Origin of the sequence: Microbulbifer sp. CNSA002, assembly GCF_047324085.1 — a bacterium.
Taxonomy (GTDB): domain Bacteria; phylum Pseudomonadota; class Gammaproteobacteria; order Pseudomonadales; family Cellvibrionaceae; genus Microbulbifer.
This window is the reverse complement of record NZ_CP172449.1, coordinates 3000474-3014111: the sequence shown is the minus strand read 5'-3', so window position 1 is coordinate 3014111 and position 13638 is coordinate 3000474. Positions and strand designations below refer to the sequence as shown.

At 44.4% G+C, this 13638-nt stretch carries 7 protein-coding genes; 1 reads left to right on the top strand and 6 read right to left on the bottom strand.

The window, feature by feature from the left end; translation table 11 throughout:
* Positions 1 to 237: 237 nt before the first annotated feature.
* Positions 238 to 3225, top strand: coding sequence for a di-heme oxidoredictase family protein (locus tag ACG1BZ_RS13365; RefSeq protein ID WP_413662249.1), 2988 nt, complete (start codon positions 238 to 240; stop codon positions 3223 to 3225).
* 705 nt (positions 3226 to 3930) lie between these two features.
* Here ACG1BZ_RS13365 and ACG1BZ_RS13360 read toward each other — a convergent pair.
* The 6 genes from ACG1BZ_RS13360 to ACG1BZ_RS13335 form a co-directional block, all read right to left on the bottom strand.
* Positions 3931 to 4092 carry a hypothetical protein gene (locus tag ACG1BZ_RS13360; protein WP_413662248.1) on the bottom strand — a complete coding sequence of 54 codons (162 nt, stop codon included), beginning with the start codon at positions 4090 to 4092 and terminating at the stop codon, positions 3931 to 3933.
* Positions 4093 to 5248: 1156 nt separating this feature from the next.
* Positions 5249 to 7144 (bottom strand): acyltransferase family protein, encoded by a 1896-nt coding sequence (locus ACG1BZ_RS13355; protein ID WP_413662247.1) that lies wholly within the window; start codon positions 7142 to 7144, stop codon positions 5249 to 5251.
* 1596 nt (positions 7145 to 8740) lie between these two features.
* The gene (locus ACG1BZ_RS13350) at positions 8741 to 9190 is read right to left on the bottom strand and encodes a PaaI family thioesterase (protein WP_413662246.1); all 450 of its coding nucleotides are present in this window, start codon (positions 9188 to 9190) and stop codon (positions 8741 to 8743) included.
* A 24-nt stretch (positions 9191 to 9214) separates the two neighbouring features.
* A complete protein-coding gene (locus ACG1BZ_RS13345; protein ID WP_413662245.1) occupies positions 9215 to 10144 on the bottom strand; it encodes a DMT family transporter in 930 nt (309 codons plus the stop codon).
* A gap of 71 nt (positions 10145 to 10215) precedes the next feature.
* Positions 10216 to 12318 (bottom strand): 3-hydroxyacyl-CoA dehydrogenase NAD-binding domain-containing protein, encoded by a 2103-nt coding sequence (locus tag ACG1BZ_RS13340; protein ID WP_413662244.1) that lies wholly within the window; start codon positions 12316 to 12318, stop codon positions 10216 to 10218.
* A gap of 62 nt (positions 12319 to 12380) precedes the next feature.
* Positions 12381 to 13583, bottom strand: coding sequence for a 3-oxoadipyl-CoA thiolase (locus tag ACG1BZ_RS13335; RefSeq protein WP_413662243.1), 1203 nt, complete (start codon positions 13581 to 13583; stop codon positions 12381 to 12383).
* Positions 13584 to 13638 lie beyond the last annotated feature (55 nt).

Sequence of the window (13638 nt, the reverse complement as noted above, 5' to 3'; positions counted from 1 at the left end):
TTTTGGGTGGCGCTGGTTAATAGGATTGTTATTACGTTAAGGGTTGTAGTTACAAGAGTCTCTATTTTTCTAATCCCTGATATCTAGCTATTCACTTCTAACCAATAAAATAATTATAAGCTGGAAGACTTCACCATATCGGTGGGGCTAATTGAAGGAGCATATACTTCTTACAGGGATGGTGAGGCTCTCGCATTATGGGGGATCTTCCTATATCTATTGAAAATAGGTGCCCTGATGAGAAATATAGTTTCTGCAAGTTGTGTCCTAACTTTATTATCCGTTTTTTGTTCAAATGCGATTGCTGAATTACTTTCTGAAGAGAAGAGTGTTACTGCAAGTACAGAGGTGCAGTCGGCATCTTTGGCTGTTGATAATGACATGGGTACACGTTGGGAAAGTTCACATCAAACAGATCCCAGTACTTTTACTATTGATTTAGGCACCACCTCTGAATTGGAGGAGGTGGTGCTCTATTGGGAGGCTGCAAATGCAAATACATATAATCTTGAAGGTTCAAATGATGGGCAGGGATGGGAGCTGTTAGCAGAGTATTCTGATGGAGAGTTTGGAGATAGAACTGACATTCTTCAAGTATCCGGAAAATTTCGTTATATACGGCTTAATGGATTGACTCGTAGTAATGGAAATTTCTGGGGCTATTCTATCTATGAGTTTCAAGTATATGGCGAACCTGTTTACGACTCCGTAGAGGAAACTCCGAGCAATGTAGGGCGTAATATTGCCTTGGACGCCTCAATCTTGTCTTCTTTAGGGGAAGGTAATTTTGCTATTGATGGTCTGAGAAGTACAGCTTGGGAGGCTGGGGGCGATACGGCTTATTTACTACTGGATATTGGAGAACCAACTGAGCTGACGAAGGCAATCATAGACTGGGGTGAAGATAATGCTGCTAGCTACAAAATTCAGGCTTCAAATGATGGCAATGAGTGGGAAACGCTTGTCACTGCTGACGATGGGCAGTACGGTTCACGAATTGATAGCCATAAACTATCCGGTAGTTACCGTTATCTGCGAATTCAAGGTGATGAGTTAAGTGAGGGTAGCTCGCATTACACCATTTGGGAGCTCATGTTATTTGATAAGGCAATGGATTCCACCCCCACAGATAGCCTGCTAAGTTACATGCCTCTTTTCGATGAAACTTATCCTGCTGGTGAAGCTCAAAATTGGTATATAAAAGAGGATGGAACCCTAGTGACATTCGCCAGTGGTAGAGCTAGATCACGCCATGAGTCTGAGGGATCATTTTATACTTTCCCAACATTCTATTTTGAACATAGAACTTTTGGTCTTGAGATTCATGATCACACCCCAAAAGGTGAAAGTTTAATTGAAATCTATTACTCCCCTGAGTATGCCCACTACCGCTCACCAGAGTGCCGATCGGCATATTCCAATGTGTATCGAGCAGATTTTAATAATAACGCTAGGTTTGAGGTGGATCCTTTAGTTGAGGCTGATGAGGATGGGAAAGGGCAAATATGGGTATGTTTAATTACTTTTGATGCGCACGATGGAGATGACGGTGTTCTGGAAGTTGGCGAGTGGATGGAATTTGAATTTCAGCAATTTTTGGGAAAAGACAATGGGGATGAAAATGTAGAAGGCCAAGCTATTTACTACACAAATACTTATCGTATCCAGTTGGGTGAACCTGGTATCTATCTTGTTAATGATAGCGATATTGATGAAAGTATACGAGCTGGAGGTAACGCGACAGCTGTCCCGATAATAGCGGGGGATTCTGTACCAGCTTCTGAGATTATTTCGGAAAACTTATCAGATAAGACTTTGACTTACTATGCTGGAGCCGACGGTGCATGGACAAGTGGTGGGTCAGACGACGCTACCGAAGTTACCTATCCAATTTTAGACGGGACAGGCATATACGATAGTTACATCGTCGAGAGTGGTATTGCTGACTGGACAGCAAATATGCAAGAGGCATCGAATATTCATTGGGATACCCACAATATATTTTTGCGGGGCAGAAGGTTGTTCCATACCGATTTTAAGTCTGGTGATCATGAGGAAGAAGGAAATCCGAGGTTTGCAGAACTAACAGAATTAGCCACTGATCTTAAAGTACAGCATTCGTGCTTTGCTTGTCACATCAATAATGGACGTGGACAGGCTCCAGAGAACGGCTATTTTTCCGAGACGATGGTCATGAAACTGGGGTCTGGGGGACTTAATGTCCAGGGCCAAGCATTACCTCATCACTACTTTGGCCATCTATTACAAACTGTTTCTTCCGACGAAAAGATAGAAGTGGAAGGGCAGGTGGTAGTTACTTATGAAGAGGTTGTGAACCACTATGATGATGGTACCGAGTACACGTTAAGGAAGCCTGTATACAGTATTAATAAGCTCGATGGCAAAGGGAGCGATATAGTGTACTTTTCCCCACGGATGCCTCAACCAATACTGGGGCTCGGGTTGCTTGAGGCAGTGCCTGAGTCTGAAATATTAGAATGGCATGATCCTAATGATTCTGATGAAAATGGAATTTCTGGGCGCGCTGCACTGGTAAAAGAGCCAACTGGTGAACTTCCATATGTCGCACGGTTTGGTTGGAAGGCCAGCCATGCCAGTCTAACCAGTTTTACGCGTGATGCACTTAATAGTGATATTGGGGTCACTACTAATGGAGGAAGCGCGGATTGTGGGTATGAGCAGATAAACTGTTGGCAATATAGTGAGCATTCAGCTGAGCTTTCGGAAGAGCATCTGCGAGACCTGGTTGTTTACCTTCAAGCCTTAGGAGCGCCGCCCCGCAATCCAGGCAGCGTTTCCAGAGATTCTGTGCTCTCAGGAGAGAAGCTGTTTTATGAAGCTGGATGTGACTCCTGTCATCGACCGGAAATGAGTACTGATCATAGCCATCCTCTTGCTGAGCTTAGGGGGAATACCATATACCCTTATACTGACTTACTGCTTCATAATATGGGGGAGGGGTTGGCTGATTCTTTGAGTGAGTCTGCCGATTTCAATCAGGAATGGAGAACTCCGCCATTATGGGGGTTGGGTATGTCAAAGGCAGTAAATGGGCACAGTAACTTATTACATGATGGGCGGGCGCGAACCGTCGAGGAAGCTATTTTGTGGCATGCTGGAGAGGCTTTGGATAGCCGGGAAAAGTTTCAGTCAATGAGTATTTCTGAGCGGACTGATCTGTTAGATTTCTTACAATCTTTATAGAATTTTTTGATATAAAAGTTATGTCCCACGGGTATTGCTAAAAGTGGCTGGCTCAACTGTTATAGGTGAGATAATACGTGTGATTGCCTGCATCGAGCTTATTTCAAATTATATGTATAAACTGTTGAGTAGGCCCCTATGGTATTTTTCCAAGGCCATATTCAAAGTTATTGTGGGCGGCTCAGCTGTAGTAGGTCAAAGATAGACATTTCTTTGTTCAACCTCCTTTACTGAGTCGCCTTCTATTAGTTCACCATCCAATGCTTTACCGCCACCAGGATAGCGCATAGTCAATTGGCCGGTAGCAATTAAAGTTCCTTCACTGTCTTATACCCCCGTATATGAATAGAATATCTTTCGTCCAGTACTCGTTAACTTACCTATCGCGGTGAGGTGGTTCAGGACACCCATAAATAAGGGGGGGGAGAGCTGAGGCGCAGGTACCCCCTTGGCGACTGGTTTTTTATAAATTGGTACTAAGGCGTAGTGAAAGGGGTAAGCATTATGCTTCGGATGTGAAAATTAGGGTTTAGGAGAAATTTGAGAGGAATGAAGGCAGTTGGAGAGAGTCAGAATTAGCTGGGTGTTGCCGAAAGGTAGCGTTGGCAATTACTGATACCGTGTACCCAGTGTTTCCCGAGCTTGATGCAAGCTTGTCGTACGGTCTCTGCTGATCTAACCAGGCGATTATAGTGGTATTCAAAATTACGACTGAGATACAACCAGTGTTTTGGTTGTATACCCAAGTGTTCGAGTATGGGGGGCGTTCTCATTAATGGAGCCGCACTTTCTGGGATCTAAATATCGACCGCTCCAGCCCGCTAGTTCCAGGTAGTGCTCCAATTGAAAGGGTAACCCCTTACGCATGTTCACCTCCTTCAAATGGCAGTAGGTCTTTGGGCTGCTCACCTGTGGTTGCAACATGAATACACTGTAGAATGGAAGTGTGACTGGAATCTTTCGGGGTTTTGCCATTTTGGCTCGGATAGGATTGAGATCGACGTAGGTCATGTAGGCGGCAAGGGCTCTCTCATCCGTCGAAGCTTGGGACTTAAAGCACCCCTCGGAAAAGCGACCTGTACACTTCTCTTCTGCATTGGCCTGGCGAGCAATAGGTTCGTTAGAGCGATAAGCTCGTTGAGCTTTTCCATTTCACTGTGATCAAGGGGGTGACCTTGATCACAGCGTTGAGCCAGTATTGATGTACTAAAAAACTCGCTGCCAGAGATGAATGACTTTAGTATCGGACCAAGCTTTGGCTGTATTTGAGTCAATATAGAGTACGATATGGTAATGATTACTCATTACTACATAGGCTGCAATATCAAGGGCGAAAATGGCATTTTTTACATTCCGACCTCAATCCAGTGACGTCGATACTCATAGTTTTTCCCAAGCTGAACATCTTTTCGGCAAAGAAATGCCCTATGTAAACAGCGAGAGACGCAGGGATAGTAGGGTATTGCATCAATAGATATCTGTGAGCATCGAGATAGGGTCATGGAATTAGGTGAGGTGGCTGTTTTTGTATCCAGTACTTTGTGGAAGTCCCTACATTATGTCAATGAATTTGACATTTAAATATACTTCTTTGATGGGTGTCCGGAAATAGGGTTTAAACTATATCTGATCTGGCTTAGCCTTCAAGGCTCACGAGTTATTCCTAAGGATTGCCTTACTTTATATATTGTTTCTCGTTTAAGCTACGCGAGGCCCCTGGGATTTCATCCAAGCTGTTCCTCCACAATATCATTACAACTCCCTCAGATCATATCTTGGCCGGGAGAGGTGCCGGCGCTATCAGAAGAACCCTCCCGGACTAACGGCACTTATTATCCGAAACGAAGGGCGATTGGTCGGGAATAAAATCGAGTAAAAGATACTCAACAACACCGTCGGATGTTATGTAATCGAGTTCCGCTACACGATGACAGTCAGCTTTAGTTCCTTGTTTATATTTTATGCTCATTATTTATATCCTGAATAAACTATATACTCGACTTAATCTAACCTAACAGTTAACTTAAGTTCCCTTGACTATCGTATCAAATAACGGAGTCATAAGTAATGCACCTGCAGGACTCAAATGGTGATTATCGCTAAAGTATGAAACCTCGCCATTAGAAAATAGGCAGGTATTTTCTGGGCATAGAATCTGGTGAGGTAACATCAGTTGGTCACCCAATCTACTATGTAGGTAGTTAACAACGTCAAGATAATCTTCATTAAATTTTTCAATTCCTACAAAGAAATGCTTTGGATTATAGATTCCCATAGCCAACTTTCGGCTTTCAATAGATGGAAAATTATAGCCAGGTATTTGAATCGGCCCTAATACATACACTATCTTACCAGCTTTCTCCAATCGATTGACAAAGCTAATCGTAGCCTCAGCCAAGGCTTCCCTGGCTTTTCTACTGACAAGACTACCTTCAGAGCTAATATATCTATTAGAATGCCAAGTTTGTGCGATAATTACCTTCTGTATTTCCTTAGTAGAAACAATAGCTTCATAGTTCTTTTTTGCTTTTCTCAAACAATCTTGACTGAGATTGACTCTAAGTGTTGGCAAGCAGCTATTTAAAGGGACAATTAGACCTTTCTCATCAATACTGTTTAATGCATTAACAAAAGCTGGACCATACATTTGTGCATGAGAATTACCCAAAAGTACTGTTGAATAGGGTTGCTTATTATCACCTGCGACTAAACAAGCTCTAGAGGCACCAAAAGGTAAGTATTCTCTAACCCCACAACGAAAGTTAGAGCTTATCGATTCCGAAAAACTATTTGCTAATGGAGGGTGACGCTTAGGAAATCCATTAAAGCTAAAAATTAGTGCGGTCGATGCGACGATCAAGATATATAACAGGGCAATCAATAGTATGGAAAGTTTATCAGGATATTTGTTGCGAAAAGGAATTTCAATAAATTTCCAGGTCAAAGCTGAAGCAAGGCATGTAAATAAGAATCCTAATATCAATACATAATTACTAGGTGGATCAACATAAACATATTTAATGATAGAGATAACTGGCCAGTGCCACAAATACATGGAATATGAAATAAGGCCTATAAAACGAATTGCTGATAAAGTTAAGATACAATATAACAAACTTTGCGAACCAATGGGTTGATACAACATTAGTCCTGCCCCTGTCGTTATCAAAATAGCTGGAATAATCGAGTTTTCGGGATATGAATACGCGACTATGATCATCCCAAACCCCAGGTAAGATAGCAGAATATTTATGTTTTTATTTTGCTGTGGGTTTCTATAAGCTAATAGAGCAACTAGGACGCCAATTGCAAGCTGCCAGATTCGTGTGGGTGTAAGAAAAAAAGCAGGATTTTCACCCCCGATAGAAAGAATGAATATATTTAGGCTGATGGATGTCAATATAACTAAGCAAGCTAAGATTATATAAAAATTCTTATTTTTGGATAATTTGGTTAGCAGTAATAGCGTGCAAGGGAAAACAAGATAAAATTGCTCTTCGATACTCAAGGACCAAGAATGTAATAAAGGCTTCAGTTCATCACTAGCACCAAAATAACCACCTGAGCGCCAAAAGTATATATTGGAAACAAAAAATAAGCTTGTTAGCAGGCTTGTAGATAATCTGATTAAATCTGAAGAGATGAAAAAAATCAGACCAGAAATTAACACAAAAAGGAATACGACCAATACAGCCGGTAAAATTCTCCTAATTCTTCGGATGTAAAAGTGAGCTAAATTGAAACTCCCTTTATCGGCATCTTTCATTATCAGCCCGGTGATCAAATATCCAGAGATCACAAAAAAAAGATCTACCCCCAAGTAACCCAGAGGCAGTGTGGCCGGATGATAGTGAAAGATAATTACGGGAGCAACAGCCAAGAATCTTAATCCGTCAATTTCTTTTCTGTATTCATGCATTAGAAGAATATTCTCATCTATAAGGAGTTAGAATATAAAGCAATTCCCGGTTAATATTTTCAAGGGTAGAGAGAAATAAAGTCATATTGGTAAGTGGTTAGTTTTTTCTCGCCAAATAGGTAGTAGTTAACCCTTAGGCCCAAATGCAACGTTTACGCTATAAGGCAAGCCCTAAGTCAGACAATCCACAGCCAACTTCAAATAATATAATAGTATCACCAATCTTTCAAAGCCGGCTCATTTAGTAACGACCGGTAACCATCTCCCATATTTCAGCTCAAAACCTGGTTTCAAGCCGATCCTTGGCATACGCTTGAAGTAGTTTTGTATTAAAATCGTTAATTGTTTCCATGCCAGTATGAGTTCTAGAATTAACGTAGAGGGTTAAGAGCGTTCAATCACAGAGTTGCTTAATACTTTCCTTTCTAATATCACGTATCTTGGAGGTCGTCCAACATAAAAATCTTTATTGCCAAAAATTAGTAAAAAGTTGGAGGAAGGAAAAGTTATTGTTGATTCAGATGATATTCATCCTAATAAAATTTTACGAAAAACTGAAGATTAAGTTGAATACTGTAATGTCAGATGATATGCATGGTAGGGTTGTTTTTGTAACATTCATCATTTGTCAGTTTGCTTGCGAGTCAGTCCAAAAAATGTTCTGCTGGAACTTATGGGCGTGAATAAAGGAAATAAGATTTAAATCGATCAGCTGAGATTTATATCTGATGTATTCAATATGTCTATCAGTGATCTACGCGTAACATTAAATAGGCCGACTTGAGTCAAGCTAATTACTCGCGGCGGTCGAGATCTGTACCGGTTAACAAAAATGCCCTTGCAGAGCGTGCTTTATGGGGCGTTAGTAACAGAATAGCTTCTATCATAATAATTGGAGTCATAATTAGCTCACCTGCCTCCTCCCAAAGGGGGGCACGTACTATTCGTGAATAATCATTGTTAGCCCTTGAATGGTATGGCTTTCGCTCCGGCCCCGACTGCCTATAAATGCGCCCTAAAAATTAAAATATAACCATACTGAAATAACGGTAACACTAGTTTATCATGGTTAAACACAGTAGAAGGGTGATTTGTCCATCTGGTGGTTCATGCGAAAAACAAGCTAATTTAAATGGGTATGTTATATTTTTTGATGTATTTCTTTGGCATTTCATTTTTTGCAGCTGGAGAGTTGTTGGTTTTATAGTTCTCCGCATGGATCAATAGTATATGATATCTTTTCTTAGCTTGGTGAGGGATCTAAGATAGTACGAAAATTTTGGCTCGTATTTAAATGCATATAGAAATCAATATCTATCTGATGTGGATTTATAGGCTGCAACATTAAATGAGAATTTAAGCCAGTTTCACAGTAAGCATATATGTATTGAATGTTAAGTTAGAATAAGAGAAATTTCAATGGATGTTTACTTTCTCTAAGGAAGACCCTCTTCTAATTTTAACACCTATTACGTTTATGTCATTTCTAGTAGTTTCGGTGAAGCTAATTGAGCCGCTGATCATTGCGACCTAGTGCCGCATCGCGGTGAGAGTCTGGAGATACTTTATGGTAAAGTGGATAGATACTTAGAATATCTATTCAGCAGCTTCGTAAGATTCCTTTTCAATCAGTTCACCATCCAATGTTTCACTGCCACCACGATAGCGCATAGTCATTTGGCCGGTAGCAATTAAAGTTCCTTCACTGTCGTATACCTCTGTATATGAATAGAATATCTTTCGTCCAGTACTCGTTAGCTTACCTATCGCAGTGAGTTGGTTAGTCTTGGCCTGACCGGTGAAATTTGCTGTTAAAGACAGTGTAAAGGCTCTACGACGGCGGTTGGGGTGGGGGCAGTAGAGGCCGCAGTAAGAGCCAGCGATATCTATTAATGTTGTAATAAAACCACCGTGGGGTACACCGTGGGTATTCAGATGTTCCGGTTGTACTTCTACTCTGATTGCAACATGGCCTTCCTGCCAATTTTCTATGGTTATACCTAGATGGTCATTGAACGGGGGTTGTTTCTTGTTCTGCCAATTCATCCAATTTCACCTTAGAAAGTAAGTTTATGATGGGTCGCTACAATTTGTTTTCTGAGTTGAAAGGTAGACTGTGAGCAATCCTGCACTGATAACGATCAGCGTCCCCACCAGTGCAATAGTATTAGGTAAGTGCTGCCAAATGAGCCAACCTAGAAGTCCGGCAATAACCACACCAAAGTAACTGATTGGTGACACCACGCTGGGTTTTGCATAGCTATATGCTTTGGTGTACAGCCAGATAGCCAAGAGTACAGACACACCGTTGAAAATAAGATAGGGGAGTGTCCATAAAGGTACTGGTTCCCAATAATAGATACCCAGGGGCAGGCTGCACGCAAACGAGATTAATACGTAGTAAAACAATATAAGGCTGGGCCGGTCGGTATGGGACAAAATTCGTGTTCCGACCATAGAGGCAGCCAGGGTAAGCCCAGAAATCAGGCCGAGGGCATGGCCGCTACTAATACCGTCCACGTTGGGTTGAAGAATCAAGGTGATCCCCAGTAAGCCCAGTAAGATTGGTAGCCAGTGGGCTATGGGGATCTGTGCTCGAGACCAAAGCCAGGCAATAAGGGGAACAAAAATGGGAGCTGCATTACGCAATAACCCTGCTTCCATTAGTGAAATTTTGCTTAGGGCAGAAAAATATGTGAAAAAGCATAACCACCCTGCAAAACCGCGTATTAGGTGGGTTCTCCAGTGTTGGGTGGTAAGGTGTCGAGGCGTTTGTCGCACTAGCCATGGGGTTAGCAGTATCAGGCAGATACTGTATTGGCTGAGCGTAATTAATGGCACGGGTACAGCGGTAGACACCCATTTGCTGGCTGCGGCCGCTGTACTTGCTACCAGCGCGGTAGCCAATGCAAAACCAATGCCCTTCCAGTTTTGGATATCCGTGCGGAGTGGCTGACTTGGTGGAGATTGTACTTCGACTAAGGCATCAGGCCTACTCATGGTGACACAACTTCTTTATTTGGCTGCAGCGGAGCCAGTAGTCATACTGGCTTCCCCTATAGTTTACAAACTTAGATTTTGCCATCAGCCCATTGCGCAAATGTTTTTCCCTCTTGGGCTAGCCGTTCCAGTAAAGGGGCTGGAGTCCAGTAGGTATCTCCATGCTGCTGGCGGAAAGTACATATTTTTTCGTAGATTTCCTTCAAGCCAATACTGTCGGCATAGTGCATAGGTCCTCCACGATGGGGCGGAAAGCCATAACCGTAAACATATACAACGTCTATATCGCTCGGACGTTGGGCTATGCCTTCCTCCAGGATTTTGGCTCCTTCATTAATCAGCGCGAAAGTTAGGCGGTTTAGAATCTCCTCGTCGGAGATCTCCCGCCTTACAACCCCTTGGCTTTTAGCTTGGGCTTCAATGACTTCCAGCACTTCAGGGTCGCTGCTGCGAGCGCGAGTTTCGGGATCGTAGCGATAGTAGCCGGCTCCACTTTTCTGGCCCAGGCGGCCCATTTCAACCAGGGCATCTGCAATACAGTAAGTTTTTGGCTCCCCTCTTTCTGATTCGCTCAGGCCCTGGCGCGCCTTGTAGCCGATATCCAGTCCCGCTAGATCTCCAACGGCGATAGGGCCCATAGCCATCCCCCAAGACTGCATAACCGAATCAATCTGCTCCGGGGTTGAGCCCTCGATTAAACACAGCTGCGACTCTCTGCCATAGGGGCGCAACATTCGATTGCCAATAAAGCCGTAACAGTTTCCCGCTAGTACGGGTACTTTCTTGATCGTTTTAGCGAGTTTCATGGCAGTGGCAATTACATCGTCAGAACTTTGCGAGCCGCGAACCACCTCGAGTAGTTTCATTACATTGGCAGGGCTGAAAAAATGCATCCCTATAACGTCTTGAGGCCTGCTGGTTGCAGCTGCGATTTGATCAATATCCTGGTAGGAAGTGTTGGTTGCAAGGATGGTACCGGGTTTGCAGGAGTGATCCAATTTGGCAAAAATTTCCTGTTTGAGCTCCATATTTTCAAATACGGCCTCAATGACCAGGTCTACGTCAGCTAAGTCTGCGTAGTCAGTTGTGCCGGAAATCAACGAGAGACAATGAGTTTTTTGACCTTCTGTGAGTTTCCCTTTCTGCATGCTGATGGTGTAATTCTTGTCGATTACTGCTAGCCCTCGATTTATCGCAGTTTGATCGATTTCTACCAGTTTGACTGGAATACCGACATTGGCAAAATTCATGGCGATGCCTCCGCCCATAGTGCCTCCACCGATAATGCCCACGCTCTTTATCTCCCTGGTGGGTAGGTCTTTTGGTAAGCCCGTGACTTTGGTTGCAGTGCGCTCGGCAAAAAACAAATGCCTGAGGGCAGCCGATTGGCTGGAGAGCAGGCATTCGATAAACAGGTCGAGCTCTTTCGCGAGACCTTGATCAAAAGGCTGGTGAACTGCGGCCTCTATACAGGTAACAATATGTTGCGGTGCAAGCTGACCTCGTGATCTCTTTTCAAGACGCTTGCGGAAATCATCAAACACTCCCTCAGGAATGCTGTCAGGATCTATTACGATGTCTCTGACTCGGCGCAGAGGAGCTTCATTTGTTATCAATTCACGGGTAAAGGCGAGGGCTCCCTCTAACAAGTCATCATCGATAACCCGGTCTATCAACTTCATACTTTTGGCTTTAGAGGCCGGTATTGGACTGCCTTTTGTGATTAATTCCAGTGCAGCGGCAACACCAGACAAGCGTGGGGTGCGCTGGGTGCCACCGGCTCCTGGCAGTAATCCCAGTTTGACTTCTGGCAGTCCCACTTTGGCCGATGCTATTGCACAGCGGTAATGGCAGGCTAGAGCCACTTCGAATCCACCGCCGAGTGCCGTACCGTGAATGGCGGCGATCACTGGTTTACAGGAGTTTTCTATTTCCGCAATCACTTCTGATAGGGCGGGTGCCTGTGGTGGCTTGCCAAATTCCGTAATGTCCGCACCAGCGATAAAAGTTCGGCCTTCACACACTAGCACCAGGGCTTTTGATGCATCGCCTTGAGCGTTCTTAATCGCCCCCCAAATGCCCTCACGCAAGCCGTGAGAGAGGGCGTTCACAGGAGGGTTGTTCAATCGAATTACACCGATATCGCCAATGAGTTCATAACTTACACTAGACATTGCTATCTCCAGATCTTAAGTGACAACTGTTCGGTCTCGGTTTTATTTACATCTAATCAGGTTTAAATGCGTTCTATGATTACAGCGATGCCCTGGCCAATCCCGATACACATGGTGGCCAGTGCATAGCGCCCGCCGGTACGTTCCAGCTGGCGCAATGCTGTTAGCAAAATACGGGCACCACTGGCCCCCAGGGGGTGACCAACGGCGATGGCACCACCATTGGGATTTACCCGTGGGTCCGCATAATCAATTTCGAGCATTTTGAGGCAGCCCATAGCCTGTACCGCAAAAGCTTCGTTGAACTCCATTACATCCATATCCCCAAGCTCCAAGCCCGCCCGGGCAAGGGCTTTACGGGTAGCCGGTACCGGGCCCAACCCCATCACTCGCGGCTCTACTCCTGCAATGGCGCTGGCGAGAATACGTGCCCTTGGCTTTAGATCTGCTGCTTGGCCTGCTTCGGCGCTACCAACAATGAGTGCCGCCGCGCCATCGTTGATGCCGGAAGCGTTGCCGGCAGTAACCACTCCATCTTCGAAAAGCGCGGGTAGGGCTTGAAGTCGCTCCAATGTTGCATTGGGACGGGGATGTTCATCCGTATCGATAAGAAGGGCTGGCTTCTTGCGACCTTGGGGTACTTCGATGGGAATAATTTCATCGACAAAGAAGCCATCGGTACGTGCCGACTCGTATTTAGTTTGTGATGCCAATGCAAATGTATCGCACTCTTCCCGGCAAATATTCAGGTCTGATGCAATATTGTCTGCGGTCTGAGGCATGGTGTGGCTTCCATACTCAGCAACAATGCCTGGGTTGGTGAAGCGGGGGCCTAGGGTCGTATCTGCCAATACCTGATTGCGATCAAAAGCACTGTTGGCTTTGGAGAGAACCAGGGGGGCGCGACTCATTGATTCGACACCTCCCGCGATAAATAGCTCTCCTTCTGCGGCGCGAATGCAGCGAGCGGCATCTGCTATGGCGGCCAAGCCGGAACCACAAAGGCGATTTACCGTTATGCCGCCAGTGGATATGGGCAAGCCTGCTAGCAGGCCTGAAAATCGGGCAACGTTGCGACTGTCTTCTCCCGCCTGATTGGTATTGCCCGCAATAACGTCCTCAAAATGTTGAGGGTTAAAATTATTTCTTTCAGTCAGGGTCCTGATGACATGGGCAAGCAGGTTGTCGGGCCGGATACTGGAAAGGCTGCCCCCGTGGCGGCCAAAAACACTGCGGCCGCCGTCATAAATATAGGCATGTGACATAGTGAAATTTCCGATATTGGAGTTCTAAGTGCATTGAGTCATGCGGTAATTTCTT

Coding starts and splice junctions, on each gene's coding strand:
- ACG1BZ_RS13360 (WP_413662248.1), bottom strand. CDS start 4,092: ATGCGTAAGGGGTTACCCTTTCAATTGGAGCACTACCTGGAACTAGCG.
- ACG1BZ_RS13355 (WP_413662247.1), bottom strand. CDS start 7,144: ATGCATGAATACAGAAAAGAAATTGACGGATTAAGATTCTTGGCTGTT.
- ACG1BZ_RS13340 (WP_413662244.1), bottom strand. CDS start 12,318: ATGTCTAGTGTAAGTTATGAACTCATTGGCGATATCGGTGTAATTCGA.
- ACG1BZ_RS13365 (WP_413662249.1), top strand. CDS start 238: ATGAGAAATATAGTTTCTGCAAGTTGTGTCCTAACTTTATTATCCGTT.
- ACG1BZ_RS13350 (WP_413662246.1), bottom strand. CDS start 9,190: ATGAATTGGCAGAACAAGAAACAACCCCCGTTCAATGACCATCTAGGT.
- ACG1BZ_RS13335 (WP_413662243.1), bottom strand. CDS start 13,583: ATGTCACATGCCTATATTTATGACGGCGGCCGCAGTGTTTTTGGCCGC.
- ACG1BZ_RS13345 (WP_413662245.1), bottom strand. CDS start 10,144: ATGAGTAGGCCTGATGCCTTAGTCGAAGTACAATCTCCACCAAGTCAG.